Source organism: Deltaproteobacteria bacterium (assembly GCA_019310525.1).
In the GTDB taxonomy this organism is placed as follows: Bacteria; Desulfobacterota; DSM-4660; order Desulfatiglandales; family HGW-15; genus JAFDEE01.
The window spans coordinates 1-14,511 of the sequence record JAFDEE010000024.1 but is presented as its reverse complement, the minus strand read 5'-3'; the positions used below and the strand labels follow the sequence as shown (position 1 = coordinate 14,511).

At 57.3% G+C, this 14,511-nt stretch carries 13 protein-coding genes and 1 pseudogene; 7 read left to right on the top strand and 7 right to left on the bottom strand.

Going from position 1 to position 14,511, the window contains the following annotated elements; all coding sequences use genetic code 11:
• Positions 1–35 precede the first annotated feature (35 nt).
• The gene (locus JRF57_06180; GenBank protein ID MBW2303286.1) at positions 36–611 is read left to right on the top strand and encodes a flavodoxin family protein; all 576 of its coding nucleotides are present in this window, start codon (positions 36–38) and stop codon (positions 609–611) included.
• Positions 612–717: 106 nt separating this feature from the next.
• Here the strand turns inward: JRF57_06180 and dksA are convergent, their stop codons facing one another.
• From dksA to map, 4 genes are all read right to left on the bottom strand, one after another.
• Positions 718–1,083 carry an RNA polymerase-binding protein DksA gene (gene dksA / locus JRF57_06175; protein MBW2303285.1) on the bottom strand — a complete coding sequence of 122 codons (366 nt, stop codon included), beginning with the start codon at positions 1,081–1,083 and terminating at the stop codon, positions 718–720.
• A gap of 280 nt (positions 1,084–1,363) precedes the next feature.
• On the bottom strand, positions 1,364–2,116 hold the full coding sequence (locus JRF57_06170; GenBank protein ID MBW2303284.1) for a PEP-CTERM sorting domain-containing protein: 753 nt from the start codon (positions 2,114–2,116) through the stop codon (positions 1,364–1,366).
• Between the two features lie 296 nt (positions 2,117–2,412).
• Positions 2,413–3,345, bottom strand: coding sequence for a tRNA epoxyqueuosine(34) reductase QueG (queG, locus tag JRF57_06165; protein MBW2303283.1), 933 nt, complete (start codon positions 3,343–3,345; stop codon positions 2,413–2,415).
• A 93-nt stretch (positions 3,346–3,438) separates the two neighbouring features.
• The gene (map, locus tag JRF57_06160; protein MBW2303282.1) at positions 3,439–4,380 is read right to left on the bottom strand and encodes a type I methionyl aminopeptidase; all 942 of its coding nucleotides are present in this window, start codon (positions 4,378–4,380) and stop codon (positions 3,439–3,441) included.
• A gap of 350 nt (positions 4,381–4,730) precedes the next feature.
• Between map and JRF57_06155 the strand changes: the two genes are divergently transcribed.
• Positions 4,731–6,290 carry an MFS transporter gene (locus JRF57_06155; protein MBW2303281.1) on the top strand — a complete coding sequence of 520 codons (1,560 nt, stop codon included), beginning with the start codon at positions 4,731–4,733 and terminating at the stop codon, positions 6,288–6,290.
• Positions 6,291–6,308: 18 nt separating this feature from the next.
• Here the strand turns inward: JRF57_06155 and JRF57_06150 are convergent, their stop codons facing one another.
• From JRF57_06150 to JRF57_06140, 3 genes are all read right to left on the bottom strand, one after another.
• Positions 6,309–7,010, bottom strand: coding sequence for a hypothetical protein (locus JRF57_06150; protein MBW2303280.1), 702 nt, complete (start codon positions 7,008–7,010; stop codon positions 6,309–6,311).
• Positions 7,007–9,094, bottom strand: coding sequence for an elongation factor G (locus tag JRF57_06145; protein MBW2303279.1), 2,088 nt, complete (start codon positions 9,092–9,094; stop codon positions 7,007–7,009). Before JRF57_06145 ends, JRF57_06150 begins: the two co-directional genes overlap by 4 nt.
• An 81-nt stretch (positions 9,095–9,175) precedes the next feature.
• Positions 9,176–9,940, bottom strand: coding sequence for an SDR family oxidoreductase (locus JRF57_06140; protein MBW2303278.1), 765 nt, complete (start codon positions 9,938–9,940; stop codon positions 9,176–9,178).
• A gap of 259 nt (positions 9,941–10,199) precedes the next feature.
• Here JRF57_06140 and JRF57_06135 point away from each other — a divergent pair, with 259 nt between their 5' ends.
• From JRF57_06135 to JRF57_06115, 5 genes and pseudogenes are all read left to right on the top strand, one after another.
• Positions 10,200–11,540, top strand: coding sequence for an FAD-dependent oxidoreductase (locus tag JRF57_06135; GenBank protein MBW2303277.1), 1,341 nt, complete (start codon positions 10,200–10,202; stop codon positions 11,538–11,540).
• 31 nt (positions 11,541–11,571) lie between these two features.
• The gene (locus JRF57_06130) at positions 11,572–12,069 is read left to right on the top strand and encodes a DUF488 domain-containing protein (GenBank protein ID MBW2303276.1); all 498 of its coding nucleotides are present in this window, start codon (positions 11,572–11,574) and stop codon (positions 12,067–12,069) included.
• Positions 12,059–12,934 (top strand): radical SAM protein, encoded by an 876-nt coding sequence (locus JRF57_06125; protein MBW2303275.1) that lies wholly within the window; start codon positions 12,059–12,061, stop codon positions 12,932–12,934. The genes JRF57_06130 and JRF57_06125 overlap by 11 nt, the downstream gene beginning before the upstream one ends.
• Positions 12,935–13,118: 184 nt before the next feature.
• Positions 13,119–13,631, top strand: a pseudogene (locus JRF57_06120) (transposase).
• 350 nt (positions 13,632–13,981) lie between these two features.
• Positions 13,982–14,203 (top strand): hypothetical protein, encoded by a 222-nt coding sequence (locus tag JRF57_06115; protein MBW2303274.1) that lies wholly within the window; start codon positions 13,982–13,984, stop codon positions 14,201–14,203.
• Positions 14,204–14,511 lie beyond the last annotated feature (308 nt).

Here is a 14,511-nt window from a genome sequence, read left to right as displayed (position 1 = left end):
GGCACTACCTGAATGATATCACGAAAGGGAATAACATGAAGGTGCTGGGCATTTATGGAAGTCCGAGGAAAGGCGGAAACAGCGACCGGCTCCTGGACGAAGCCCTGGAAGGGGCCGCGTCGAGGGGGGCCGAAATCACGCGGGTCTACTGCCGGGACCTGAAGATGTCAGGGTGCCTGGAATGCGGGGGTTGCGACAAGACCGGAAAATGCATAGTGAAGGACGACATGCAGGAGGTCTACCCCCTGCTGGAGGAGGCGGAAGCGATCTTCCTGGCCTCACCGATATTTTTCTACGGCCTGACCGCCCAGGCCAAGGCCCTGATCGACAGGTGCCAAGCCCTCTGGAATAAACGCATGCTCAAGAAGCCCCGCGGATCTCTCCGGGTTTACGAGGGGGGAAGGGGGTATCTCATCGCCGTGGGTGCAACCCGTGGGAAAAATCTTTTCGAAGGTGCCCAGCTTACGGCAAAGTATTTTTACGACGCCCTCGACATGCAGTATGAAGGGGGGATTTTTTTCAGGAGGCTTGAAAAAAAGACGGCGGTGGAAGAGAATCCCGAAACTCTCCAGGAAGCCCTCAATCTCGGCCGGAAGGTGGCAGGCCCCTGACGCCGCTGCATTACGGAACCAAAGAAGCCCGTTCCCGCCCGAAGAGCGGGCTTTTCTACCAGGCTGTTGAAAAGCTGCTGCGCTTGCTATGTTTTTCAACAGCCTGCTAAATTCCCCGCAATTTCTCATCCATCTCTTGCCGCTTCTTGCACTCGATACAGAGGGTCGTCACAGGGCGGGCCTCCAGGCGTTTTTCGGATATTTTCTCCCCGCAGACTTCGCATATCCCGAAGGTCCCATTATCGATCCGGTTCAAGGCCTCCTTGATCTTCAGGATCAACCGGTTCTCCCTCTCCTTGATATGCAGGGTGAAATCCGTGTGTGATTCCGCGGACGCCTGATCCACGAAATCGGGAGACTCCTCCCTGAAATCCGAAATTCCGCTGAGGGTCTTTTCGTCCTGTTCCAGTAGATCATTCAACTGTTCCTCGAGGATTTTTTTGAAATACTGTAACTTTTTTTTGGATAGCATGTGTTCACCTCGGAAAGTGAATGAGAATTATACATGGGCAGGAGATCGCCCGGGTCAATAAAGGTTTGTCAATTCAGTATGGAAGGGGGTACCTCGAACCCTTATTCATCCCGGGTTAAGATAAAATAGATGCGAAAAAGGGGAAGTCAAGAAGTTCAATGAAGAAAAATGATGAAATATATTGGGAGATTCCCGCCGGCCCCCGCGCTGTTCCACGGGACCCGGCAGGGTTTCGGGGTGTACGGAAGCTTGTCGCCTCCTTGGAAATTCGGGGGTGGCCCTACTTTTTCGCCTTGATCCTCCTCCTTCCGATGCCGGCCAGGCACACCATCCCGGTACCCAGGAGCAGCAGACTTGCCGGTTCGGGAACGGGCCGGGACATGGTTTCCAGAACCACGTCGTTTGCGCAAGTGGGCATCCATGAGATAGTGAATTGTTCCCCAAGGAGAATGTCGAAGGAAAACATCGAGTAAGTGATCGAGATGGAATCCCCTTGCCCCACGCTTCCAGGCCAGCCGGAAAAATAGGCTGTTCCTGCCGTAAGCCCTGATAGGTATGAATCTTTCATGCTGACCGGAGCACCGTTCCGGATGCGGGCACTCCTCAAAGTGTAGGACATCTTGTAATTGCCGTTGGTGTTGGGATCATCGAAGGGCTGGGTAATCCGGTAGAGATCATAGGTGCCCGCTGTGTCGCTTCCGTCGATGACCGACGGGGCTGTGTCAACCAGGTAATCCCAGACGCCGTCTGCCTCGGCATCGATGAAAAGGGAGCCGGGTTCGAGCAGGTACCAGTGCTTGGACATGTTGGTCATTGAAATGGTCACGCTTCCAAGGGTCCCATCGTTCCTGACATCCACCACTCCACCGGTGATATTCGGGGTGCCGTAGTATTCAATCCCGGGCTTGTCGCCGAAATGGGGAGCCCATTGGTTGACATGGTCCCCAAAGAGGATGGGCACTGCACTGGCCCGGAGAGGTAAAATCGATACAACCAGAATGACAATGATGGAAAAAAGAACTGATTTTTTCATTCCGCTATTTCCTTTCCTGTTCCATGGTCTTGCCTTAAAAAAAAGCAACGGCCGTGCCAGGGACAAACAGGGGATGGAGATGTTTTTTGCTTTTTTTTGAATTATTCTTTTATATCAACAAGATAACCGATAGAGAGGGAAGGAGGGGATCAGGTTTTAAAACCTATGAACAGACCCAGAGGAAGTATGGAATAGGTAAGGGTCTTCTCAAAATGGGTAATGGAGTGGGATAGGAGAGTGGAAAAATTTTTCATTCGCTTCAGCCAGGATACCCCGCTGCCTGCAGCGGGGGAGCTTCATAATCCGTCACCGTTGTTGTGTCCCAGGTTTTTCCTGCGGGTCAGGACTTGGATATTTCCCTTAAGCTTCGATAATGAAACCCTGGAGAGGGCCGAGGGGCCGAACCGCGCCTGGAAGGCCTTTTCGGTCATCTCAAGCCATTCCCGGATGGGGGGGAGTGAGGGGATTCCCGAAACCCCTCCTTCATTGAAAGGGCAGACTTCCTGGCACCGGTCGCACCCAAAGAAACAACGCCCCATTTTTTCCCCGTATTCAGGGGGGATTTCTCCCTTGTATTCGATCGACAGGTAGGAAAGGCATCTGGATGCGTTGATCCGGTTGGGGGCCTCAAGTGCACCCGTGGGGCAGGCCTCGATACATCTGGAACAGGTGCCGCAACGCGGCTTGAGCGGGTCCACGGCGGGAAAAGCGATGTCAGCGGTGGTGAGGATTTCCGCAAGGTAGACCCAGGAGCCGTGTCCGGGGACGATCAGGGCGTTGTTTTTCCCGATGAACCCCAGTCCAGCGCTGTAGGCGAAACTTCTTTCCATGAGGGGAGCGGAATCAACGCAGATCCTCGACCGGGAACCCTCGAAGATCGTCTCAAGGAAAAGCACGAGTTCCCTGCCTTTGCGCCTGAGCCTGCGGTGGTAATCTTCCTCGAAGGGCTGGGCATATCTGGAGACCGTGTAGCCCTCGGGCGTGGAGGGTGCCTTGGAAGGGTAGGGAAAGGCGAGGCAGATGATGGTCCTGCACCCTTCGAGGAGCCGGGAAGGATCTTCCCGCAGGTACAGGCGATTTTCAAGCCAGCTCATCCCACCCTGCATTCCGGCCCGGAGCCAGGCCTTGAACTCCTTGAAAAACAAGGGTCTGCCCGGCCTGGTGAACCCGGCGGCAATGAAACCCAGTTCCCGGGCCCGTTCAAGGATACGCTGAAAGGGCTGCTCCATGGTCGGCGGATCTCTCGGTTAAGTGGAAAAGGACTCGCCTTCCCCGGTAGGAAATCAGGGTTTGGATGGGGAATCTCCGGTGACGGGGAAAGCTCAGGAGACGGTCCCTTCTTCCAGAAGAGGGGCGTCCAGATCATAGGGGGTCAGGCTTTCGTAACCGTTTTCGGTGACGAGGATGGTCTGTTCGAACTGGGCCGACAGGGACCCATCGTCGGTCACGGCCGTCCAGTTGTCCGATAGGATATGAAGCTCTTTCCCGCCTAAGTTTATCATGGGTTCGATGGTGAAGACCATGCCCGGAACCAGCAGGAGCCCCTTTCCCTTTTGCCCGTAATGGGGGATCTGGGGTGCCTCGTGAAACTCGATCCCCACGCCGTGACCCACGAATTCCCTGACAACCGAGCACCCATGGCGTTCGGCGTAGCGCTGGATGGCCCAGCCGATGTCTCCCACCCGGTTCCCGGGTTTCACCATCGCCATACCGGCCTTGAGGCAGGCCCTTGCCACACTCACGATCTTAAATGCGTCCCTGCTCGGTCTTCCCACAAAAAATGTCTTGCTCACATCGGCGTAATAGCCGTTCAGGATGGGGGTTACGTCCACGTTCACGATATCTCCGTCCCTAAGGACCCTTTCCCCCGGGATACCGTGGCAGATGACCTCGTTGACCGAAACGCAGACGCTTTTGGGATAGCCGCGGTAATTAAGAGGGGCGGGCACCGCCCCGTTCCGGACGGTGAACTCGTGAACAAGGGTATTGATGTCGTCGGTGGTCATGCCCGAACATAGATGTTTTTCCACAAGGTCCAGGGTGTCAAGGGCGAGCTTCCCCGCCCGCCGGATCCCTTCCACCTCTCTGGGTTCCTTGAGGCGGATACTGTACTTGCGAAAATAGGCCTCCTTGAGATTTTGGTTTCTCTTCGCGTCCTTCTCCATGCAGCACTTCTTGTATTTGAGCCCGCTGCCGCAAGGGCAGGGATCGTTTCGCCCTATTTTCATGGCAATCTTTACTTTCCTTTCCCCGTTCCCGGGCATACCTTTCAAGATGATGGAAGAACAGGCCTCTTTCCGGAATGCCTTTCAGCAGCATGCAATTTCACACATACCAGAATGGAGACTTCAAATCAATCGGCATGAATGGATGCATTCTTGAACCCGCATCTTGCAATCCTCGAGTTTGCCGAAAAGATGCAAGGCATAGACCGCGCAGTTGTACTTTACTGCCGCAAGGGGTGAAAGAATCCGTAAACCGACCTCCTCCGGGGGCAGGGGGATCGGGGGATTTCGCTCCCGGAGGATGGGTTGAACAGGGAAGGGGTAATGATGTATATTGGGAGCCTGCCGGGAAGCAGGAGCCCCTTCCGGACAAAAAGGAGACGAACACTATGGCAACGCCTTCATCGGTCCCTCCCTCGGGAAAGGGTGATCCTTCCGGGAAAGAGGGGCGGCGATTCTTCCAAACCCCCTATGTCTGGGCCTTTACGACCTATTTCGCCGAGGGCTTTCCCTATACCGTCATCCGCATCATCTCTTCCGTTTTTTTCAGGGACATGCGAGTGAGCCTCGAGGCCATCGGCCTGACCTCCCTTTTCGGACTGCCCTGGGTCCTTAAATTTCTCTGGGGTCCCCAGGTCGATCGTTACGCCACCAAGCGGCGCTGGATGCTCATCATGCAGGCCCTCCTGGTCGCCATGGTGATTCTGGCGGCCTTTTTCGCCGGCGCCCCTGCAGGGGTGAGCCTGATCGCCGGCCTTTTTTTTGTTGGAGCATTCGTGGCCGCTACCCATGACATCGCGATCGACGGCTATTACATGGAGGCCCTCGACCGGAAAGGGCAGGCCAAGTTCGTGGGATACCGTGTCATGGCTTACCGGATCGCCATGATGACGGGGACAGGTGTGATCATAACCATCGGGGCCCGGATCGATTGGACCACCGGCTTCCTTTGCGCAGGTCTCCTGCTGGCACTCCTTTTCACCTACCACATCCTGTTTCTGCCACGGGTCGAGACGGAAAAGGCCCCTTTTGGTGAGCTGATCAAGGGCTTCCTGCGCGTGCGGCCCGTCCTGACTCTCTTGGCCTTGGCCGCCCTCACGACGGCGGGTTGGTGGGTCTTCTCCCTTCCCTGGTACGGGAGCCTTAAATCGGCCTTTCCGGTTCTGAAAAAGATCCGTTTCGCAGGATGGGTCGGCATCGGCCTCCTGCTCGCCCTCATCCTTCTGACCCTTTTCAAGGAACGGATCAAGGGATTGTTCCTGAGGGACCGTGATTCTTTTTATTCCAGGGCGTTTCTGGCTTACATGGACCGGGAGAAGATGGGGGCGGCCCTCGCTTTCATCATCCTCATGCGAACCGGGGAGTCCATGCTTGCTTCGATGGCCTCACCCTTCATGGTGGACCTGGGAATCAAGGTCCATTATGGATGGATCTCCGGGGGCATCGGCCTGCCCTTTTCCATCCTGGGGGCCATGATCGGGGGGTGGATGATCTCCCGCTACAGCCTCAGGAAGACCCTGTGGCCTTTTCTTCTGGCCCAGAACCTGACCAACCTGGTCTACATGGGTCTCGCCCTTTATCTGGCCCCTTACGTGCGGATCAATACGGGGGCCGAACATGTCCTTTTCATCGGGAATTTCAACCTGTTTTTGGTCGCGGTCGTCCATGCCTTCGACCAGTTCGCAGGCGGACTCGGAACCTCCGTTTTGGCGACCTATCTCATGCGCACCTGCCTCAGCGAATTCAAGGCAGCCCACTTTGCCATCGGAACGGGACTCATGAACATCAGCGGGGTACTTTCAGGGGTGGTGAGTGGTTTCCTGGCGGGGTGGCTGGGCTATGGATATTTTTTCGGGATCAGCTTCGTGGCTTCCGTGCCGGGCATGCTCCTCATCTTTTTCATCCCCTTCCTCGATGCGGAAGGCGGACGGGCAAACGTTGATGCCTAGGAGCGGAAGGAGCCCCTCTCATTCCTCCATGCTTAAGAAGGTGCTGGGGTCCAGCCGTATACGGCTTTGCTTTCTTACCGGCCCTTCGTGGTCCTTCAGGAGATTCAGGAAGAGGCCCATGGGGGTCGGCTCGAGATGAAGGATGATATGGAAGAGATCATCCAGGTGATTACAAGGATAAGGTACACCCCGCTCGTTGACATGCCCGATATGCCTGTGGGATAGGGCTGAAAACCAGACCTCCACCCCGTAATCCTCTGCCAGGGCCTTGAACCCTTCGAAGACCTCCCTCCCCGTGGAAGGAAAGTCGAGGCCGTCCACGATCAAGGTGTCCGGGGGAAAATCGATTTTATCCGCCAGGTTGTCCAGACCCGCGCGAAGACGGAGCAGGTCGAAGCTCCGGTTGACGTAGGCGAGGATCATACGGTTGCGTTCCAGAATCATTCGGAGGTCCTGTTCGTCTTCCATTTCAAGGGCTTTTACCAGCTCATTGAAGATAACACCGTAGTAAGAGGTGATTTTCTCAGGGACGTCCTCGAGGGAGATGTGAACCAGCCTGTTTCCCTGAAAGATCCGGTCCAGGGCGATATGGATCAGGCAGGCCGTTTTCCCGACCCCGGCCCGGGCCAGGAGAACCCCGAGGTTCCCTCTTCCAAGGCCCTTCTGGGCCGATTTTTCAAGGATCTTCAGCGGACTGTGCTTGATGAAATCCTTGATCATTTTTTCCCCCTCCTTTTCCTGGCCTGCACCTCTGCCTTCAGCCTTTCCGCCACGGATTCGGGGACCTTTGCGTAACGGGAAAACTCCATGGTGAATTCCCCCTTCCCCTTTGTCAAGGAACGGAGAACCGTGGCGTAGCCGAACATCTCGGCAAGGGGCACCTCGGCCTCAATGGTGGTGAAGGTCCCGTCCTCCGTGGAACTCGTGATCAACCCCCTCCGCTGGTTGAGCGAGGCCATGGCAGGGCCCTGGTACTCGGAAGGACACTCTATGGAGATCTTCATCACGGGTTCCAGGATGATGGGTTTAGCCTTAGGGTAGGCCTGCCTGAAGGCCCCTACCGCCGCCGCCGCGAAGGCCCTTTCGGAGGAATCCACGGGGTGATGTTGCCCGTCGTTGACGGTCACTTTCATGCCGAGCACGGGGAATTCCATGAGAAGGCCTTTTTTGAGACAGGACTGAAACCCCTTGTCCACCGCTGGGATGAATTCGGAGGGAATCACCCCTCCCTTGACCTGGTTGACGAACTCATAGGTTCCATCAGGGGAGGGTTCCATGAACCCGGCCACACGGCCGAATTGCCCCGCCCCCCCTGTTTGTTTTTTGTGGGTATAATTGAACTCGGCCCTCTGGGATATGGCCTCCCGGTAAGCCACCTGGGGGATACCGGTCTCCACCTCCGCCTGGAATTCCCGCCGCATGCGCTCAACGTAGACCTCCAGGTGGAGTTCACCCATGCCGGAGATGATGGTCTCACCGGATTCCGGGTTCACGTAAGACCGGAAGGTGGGGTCCTCCTTTGAAAACCTGTGGATGGCCTTAGCCATCCGGTCACTGGCCTTTCCGTCCTTGGGGGTCACCGAGAGGGAGATCACTGGTTCCGGCACGAACATGGAACTCATGGAATAGTTCAGTCGCCCATCCGTGAAAGTGTCCCCGGAATAGCAGTCCACCCCGAAGAGGGCCACGATGTCTCCGGCCTCCGCGCTCTCGATGTCTTCCATCTTGTCCGCATGCATACGGACGAGCCTGCCGACCTTGATCCTCTTACGGTTCCGAGTGTTCACGAGGTCGCTGCCCTTGGCGATTCGTCCCTGGTAGATCCTGAGATAGGTGAGTTGGCCGTAAGGGGTGATCTCCAGCTTGAAGGCCAACCCCAGGAAGGGATCCCGGGGATCCGAGGAAAGGGATACCTCTTTCTCGCCATTGTCAAGGTCCAGGGCCGTGTTTTCGACCTCGGAAGGGGAGGGGAGATACCTGGCGACGCCGTCCAGGAGGGGCTGGACCCCGATGTTCTTGTAAGCGGAACCCAGAAAAACGGGTGTCAGTTTCCTTGCTATGGTCCCTTTCCTGACCGCCTCGTGTACGAGCGCCTCCGTGACTCGGTCCTCAAGAACGGCCTCCATGAGTTCGTCGGAGAACAGGGAGGCGGCATCGAGCAGTTCCTCCCTTGCCGCCCTCGCCTCATCCAGGAGCCGTGAGGGAATCTCTCCCTGCACGACCTCTTCTCCGAAGGGCCCCTCGAAGGTATAGGCCTTCATGGAGACGAGGTCCACGACCCCCCTGAATTTTCCCTCCAGGCCGATAGGGATCTCCATGAGCACGGCATTCTGGTTCAGCTTTTCCCTGAGCTGCCGGAGGACCCGGACGGGATCAGCCCCCGAACGATCGCACTTATTTATGAAGGCCAGGCGGGGGACCCCGTAACGGTTCATCTGCCTGTCCACGGTGATGGACTGGGACTGGACGCCGCCCACGGCGCAAAGGACCAGGATGGACCCGTCCAGGACCCTGAGGGCGCGTTCCACCTCGATGGTGAAGTCCACGTGGCCCGGCGTGTCGATGATGTTGATGCGGTGCCCTTTCCACTCGCAGTAGGTGGCGGCGGAGGAGATGGTGATCCCCCGCTCTCTTTCCAGTTCCATGGAATCCATGGTAGCGCCTACCCCGTCTTTTCCCCTGACCTCATGCACAGCGTGGATCCTTTTGGTGTAATAGAGGATCCTTTCGGTCAGGGTGGTCTTCCCCGAATCGATGTGGGCGCTGATCCCGATGTTTCTCAAAAATCGATTCTCTTCAGCCATGAAACGCTCCAAAATGAGGCTTCTCCTGCATCTTCATCGCCCTCCACCACCGCGTGGGTGGGGCGGCTTCCGGGCTGACCCTCAGGCCGAGCTTCCGCCGTCAACCGTGATGATTTCGCCTGTTATATAGTCCGAGAGGGGGGAGGCCAGGAACAGGACCGCACCCACGACGTCCTCCGTTTCCGCAATCCGGCCCAAGGGAACGCCCTTCAGGTACTCCTTCAGCATGGCCTCGTTGCTCCAGAGAGGGCGGCTGAACTGGGTCCTGACCATTCCAGGGGCCACGGCGTTGACCCGGATGCCGTCCCGGGCAAGCTCAGCGGCCAGCACCCGGGTGAGCATCTCGAGCCCGGCCTTGGCAATGCAGTAAAGGCCCATCCCGGGGGCGGCTTTGCGCGCCGCGATGGAGCTGATATTGATGATCTTGCCTCCTCCCCTCTCCTTCATGATTCCGGCGGCCCGGGCGCTGGTGAGGAAGGCGCTCTTGAGGGTGGTCTGCATCATCTTGTCCCAGAGCCCTTCTTCGGCCTCCGCCACGGAGGGAGTGAAGACATTAGTGCCGACATTGTTCACGAGGATGTCCAACCCCCCGCAACGGTCGATCACGGCCTCGAAAAGGGCCTTCACCTGGTCCGATTTTCCCACATCTGCCCGGTATCCCATGGCGTCGAACCCCGCCTCCTCGAATTCCTTCAGGGCCTCGTCCAGGGCTTCCTGCTTTCTTCCGCAAACGGCAATCTTCGCTCCCTGCCCGGCCATCGCCAGGGCGATGGCTTTCCCCAGGCCGCGGCTCCCGCCGGTGATCAATACGGTCTTCCCCGAAAGGTCCAGCTTTGAATCCGCCATGATAACCTCCGTAAGAGATATATTCTATAGGGTCAAGACTTTGGAGTCTCCAGATAAATACCCGAAAGGGCATGGTGAACTCAAGCAAAAGTATTGCTTTTTCCATGGGAAACCGACAGAATGGGCCGGGACGGAGGATCTTTTTTCCGCTTACAGGCTCAAGGCCTGAGAAAGGATCCGCCGCCGGTGACTTCTATCCCCGGGGACCGGGTTCCCGGCGGTTGCAATTATTCATGGATTTATCAAGGGAGGGACTTTCATGAAATTCCTGATCATCGGAGGAGATGCGGCCGGCATGAGCGCAGCGAGCCGTGCCAAGCGAAATCGGCCCGAAATGGAGGTTACGGTTCTGGAGCAGACCATGGACGTGTCTTACAGCGCCTGCGGAATGCCGTACAATATCGCAGATCCCGGCCGGGAAATCGATGACCTCGTGGTGCGCCAGGCCCGGGTGTTCCGTGAAAAGCAGGGCATCGACCTGAGGACGGGGCACAGGGCGGTGGCCCTGGACCCCGCCGGCAAGACCGTGGCCTGCGTGGGGGCGGAGGGACAGGAGCTGGAACTTCGCTATGACAAGCTCCTGATCGCCACCGGGGCCTCCCCGATCCTTCCGGATCGGCCCGGGTTCGATTCCCCAGGTGTTTTCACCCTCAAGAGTCTGGAGCACGGGAGGCGGATCAAGGGATACATCAGGGAGCAGGAGGTGAAAAGGGCGGTCATCATCGGCATGGGGTATATCGCTCTTGAAATGTGCGAGTCTCTGAGGGCCAACGGGATCGAGGTCGACATGGTAAAACCCCGGCCTGTCTTCCTCCCCTGGATGAACCGAAAGTTGGCGGAGACGGTGAAAGAGGAAGTGGAGGCCAACGGTGCGGGGATCCACGCGGGACACGAGATTCTGCAGATAGAAAAAACCGCTTCGGGACTCAAAGTCCTCTGCCCGGACCTCGAATTGGAAGGCCAGATGGTGCTCGTGGCCGTGGGGGTGAAGCCCAACAGCGGACTGGCGGAAGAGGCGGGCCTCAAACTCGGTCCCCACCGGTCCATTGCCGTTGATCGGTCGCTTCGGACTTCCAACGAGGATATTTATGCGGCAGGGGACTGCGCCGATGCCTTTCACGTCGTGACGGGAGAGAGGGTGTGGATTCCCCTGGCACTTCGGGCCAATAGGGCGGGGTGGGCCGTGGCTGACAACGTCGCGGGCAAGGACGTCAAGCTCCAGGGTGTAGTGGGAACGGCAGTTTTCAAGGTCTTCGGCCTCCAGGTGGCTCGGACTGGCCTCAGCGTGGCGGAGGCCGCAAAAGCGGGCTTCGATCCTGTTGAGATCGTGATTACCGCCCGTTCCAGGGCCCATGCCCATCCCGGAAACACGCCTCTCGGCGTACAGATGGTGGGAGACGGGAAGACGGGCCGCCTCCTGGGAGTTCAGATGGTAGGCCGTGAAGGGGCAGCCCATCGCATCAACGCACCCGCGGTGGCCCTTCACAAGGGAATGACCGTTGAGGAGTTCAGCCAGTGCGACCTCGCCTATGCTCCTCCCTTCAGCCCCGTCTGGGACCCGATGCTGACGGCCGCGAACCAGTTACTGAAAAGACTATGATGAGCGGCGGAGTGGATGCCGGGCAAGGTTCATGGAGACCCCCAGAATTATTTATACAATCGGAACCAGCGATCGGACTTTGGAGGAATTCCTCGGGTTGCTGAGGGTCTTTCACATTGCCGAGCTTATTGATGTCAGGAGGTTTCCTTCCAGCAAGCGCTATCCATGGTTCGACCGCACATCCCTGGAACAGGCTCTCCGGGCAGAGGGATTCGGTTACCGGTGGCTCGGTGAGGCCCTCGGGGGATTCCGGGAAGAGGGCTATCGGGCTTACATGACGAAGCTATCCTATCTACAGGGCCTGGAGATGGTTGAAAGGACGGCCGTAACTTCGGTGACGACCCTGGTTTGCGCCGAGAGACTGCCCTGGAAATGCCACCGGCTCCAGATTGCCCGAAGCCTCGAAGAGAGAGGCTGGGAAGTCCTTCATATCCTTTCAGAAGACCGTACCTGGCGGCCACGGCAGGAATCCTTGAAATTCGGAAGTAAACCCACCCGGGAAGAGAACGGGAAGGATCATGAGATATGAAGGCCCTATCTACAGGCCCCCGAGCGAGGCCGACAGCCTGCTCATACAGGCCACGGTGGGGTGCCCCCACAACAAATGTACCTTCTGCATGATCTACAAGAAGGGCCCGCCCTTCAGGATCCGGCCCGTGGAGGATATCTGCGAGGACCTCCGGGAGGCCCGGGAGATTTACGGGGAGCAGGTTCGCACCCTCTTTTTCCCCGCGGGCAACACCATAGCCATGCCTTCCCGGGATCTCGCCCGGATCTGCCGGTTCGCCAGGAAGCAGTTCCCTTTTCTCGAGAGGATCACCGTTTACGGTTCTTCCAGGTACATAGCCATGAAAGGCCCCGGGGAGCTCGAAATGCTCCGGGAGGCCGGTCTCACCCGGATTCACGTGGGGCTGGAAAGCGGGGACGACGAGGTGTTGAGGAGGGTCAAGAAGGGGACGGACCGGGCGGAACAGATCCTGGCCGGCCGCCGGGTCAAGGAAGCGGGAATGGAACTGAGCGAATACGTGATCCTGGGACTGGGCGGCGTGGAGCGGACCCGGGAACACGCAAAGGCCACAGCCGAGGCCCTGAACGCCATCGGCCCTGACTTCGTGAGGCTCCGGACCCTGGTCCCGAAGATCAACACGCTGCTCTTGCACCAGATCAGGAAAGGGCGATTTCGTCTCCTCTCTCCCCACCAGGTGCTGGAAGAGACCCGTGACCTCCTGGAGAGGCTCTCTTGCCGTTGCAGACTCACAAGCGATCACTACACCAACTACATCAATCTCGATGGGGAGATCCCCCGGGACAGGGAAAGGCTCCTCGCCGAGATCGACCGGGCCTTGGCCTGGAGCGAAGACCAGTTCAGACCCTTCTTTATCGGGACCCAGTAGGCCCTCTCCCGCCTCCCTCCGGCCTCCCTACTTTTCATATCCAGAAGTCCTGCTGTCCTGTAAACCATGCTCTCGGTCACAAAAAGATAACGTATAAAATTTTTCGCACATTTTGAGGCGGTGGCCTCGATATGGTTAAATGGCAGCTGAGTCACAAACCGTTTAACCAGGGAAGGAGGCCACCATGTCAGACAGTGTGCCGAAGAAGCTCAGCAAAGTCATCCAGATCGATGAAGAGCAGATCCAGCAGCATCTTGGGGAGATGGTCCGGGGAACGGTTGAAGAAACGCTCAACAAGCTTCTGGACGCGGAAGCTGACCAACTCTGCAACGCTGCTCGTTACGAACGGACCGAATCCCGCCGCGACACGCGAGCCGGGCACTACCAGCGAAGGCTTCAGAGCAAGGCCGGCGAGGTGACGCTGAACGTGCCCAAGCTGCGACAGCAAAAATTCGAGACGGCCATTATCGAGCGATACAAGCGCCGTGAGTCGTCGGTGGAAGAGGCGCTGATCGAGATGTACCTGGCCGGGGTTTCGGTCCGGCGCGTTGAGGACATCACCCAGGCCCTGTGGGGAACCCGGGTCAGTCCCGGGACCGTCAGCAATCTGAACAAGAAGATTTACCAACGCATTGAGCAGTGGCGCAATCGGCCGATCAAGGGCGACTTTCCCTATGTGTACCTTGACGGCATTGTGTACGCCCGGCATGGGCGTGAACTTATGGGGTGAAAGTCCCCTGTATGTGAATCCGGTTAATATAGTGAATATACAAACCAAAATACTAGCCGAAGACAAGGGCGTCGCCGTGAGACGGTGTCTGAAGGAAGTCTGAGTGCAAAGCTATGAGCCGACGAACAGAAGCAGCATACAAGACCCAGTCTCCGGGTAAGTTAGCACAACCTAAATTGAGCGGCGCGCGAGGATTCAGGAATGAGCCGTACATATCAGTACGCCGCAATGACGGAATCCGAAGCGCAACGCAGCAGATCCGGTAAAATCGGAAATCCCGAAGGGTTTCAAAATTTTGAAACGCTCAGTTTAGGTCCTTGTCAGATTCGAAACGTCCCTTCCGACCGGTAAAAAGGACCGTAAAGGAGGGGGATGTCATCGTTGCCGGGGATAATTTCGGCTGCGGTTCCAGCAGAGAACAGGCCACGGCGGTGCTCAAAGAACCGGGCATCCGTTACGTGCTCTGCGAATCCATGGCAAGGATCTATTTTCGCAACTGTATCGCCCTGGCCTCTAACCCATCCTGGCCCCGGGTGTAAATCATATTTTCGATGAGGGGGACGAGATCGAAATCGATCCGGCGCAGGGGGGAATCCTCCCGGTTCTCAGGGAACTCCTCGAATCCGCCTCATTCTTCTCTGCAATCCTCCAGTCTGCCACTCAAAGGGATCGGTGAGCCTCTTTTGTGACAAAGAGAGTCTCGGTCCCTTTTTTATTCTATTAAATGTCTTACATTCAGTAATGTCCGGTTAAGTTTTTGCATTAGGTGAATGGGGATAATTATCCTTTGCCCAGTGGATAGGTTGGCGATTCATTCTATCCATAGCCCTGGTCTCATTTAAGATTT

Coding starts and splice junctions, on each gene's coding strand:
- JRF57_06130 (MBW2303276.1), top strand. CDS start 11,572: ATGGAGACCCCCAGAATTATTTATACAATCGGAACCAGCGATCGGACT.
- JRF57_06135 (MBW2303277.1), top strand. CDS start 10,200: ATGAAATTCCTGATCATCGGAGGAGATGCGGCCGGCATGAGCGCAGCG.
- JRF57_06180 (MBW2303286.1), top strand. CDS start 36: ATGAAGGTGCTGGGCATTTATGGAAGTCCGAGGAAAGGCGGAAACAGC.
- queG (MBW2303283.1), bottom strand. CDS start 3,345: ATGGAGCAGCCCTTTCAGCGTATCCTTGAACGGGCCCGGGAACTGGGT.
- JRF57_06170 (MBW2303284.1), bottom strand. CDS start 2,116: ATGAAAAAATCAGTTCTTTTTTCCATCATTGTCATTCTGGTTGTATCG.
- map (MBW2303282.1), bottom strand. CDS start 4,380: ATGCCCGGGAACGGGGAAAGGAAAGTAAAGATTGCCATGAAAATAGGG.
- dksA (MBW2303285.1), bottom strand. CDS start 1,083: ATGCTATCCAAAAAAAAGTTACAGTATTTCAAAAAAATCCTCGAGGAA.
- JRF57_06140 (MBW2303278.1), bottom strand. CDS start 9,940: ATGGCGGATTCAAAGCTGGACCTTTCGGGGAAGACCGTATTGATCACC.
- JRF57_06150 (MBW2303280.1), bottom strand. CDS start 7,010: ATGATCAAGGATTTCATCAAGCACAGTCCGCTGAAGATCCTTGAAAAA.
- JRF57_06145 (MBW2303279.1), bottom strand. CDS start 9,094: ATGGCTGAAGAGAATCGATTTTTGAGAAACATCGGGATCAGCGCCCAC.
- JRF57_06125 (MBW2303275.1), top strand. CDS start 12,059: ATGAGATATGAAGGCCCTATCTACAGGCCCCCGAGCGAGGCCGACAGC.
- JRF57_06155 (MBW2303281.1), top strand. CDS start 4,731: ATGGCAACGCCTTCATCGGTCCCTCCCTCGGGAAAGGGTGATCCTTCC.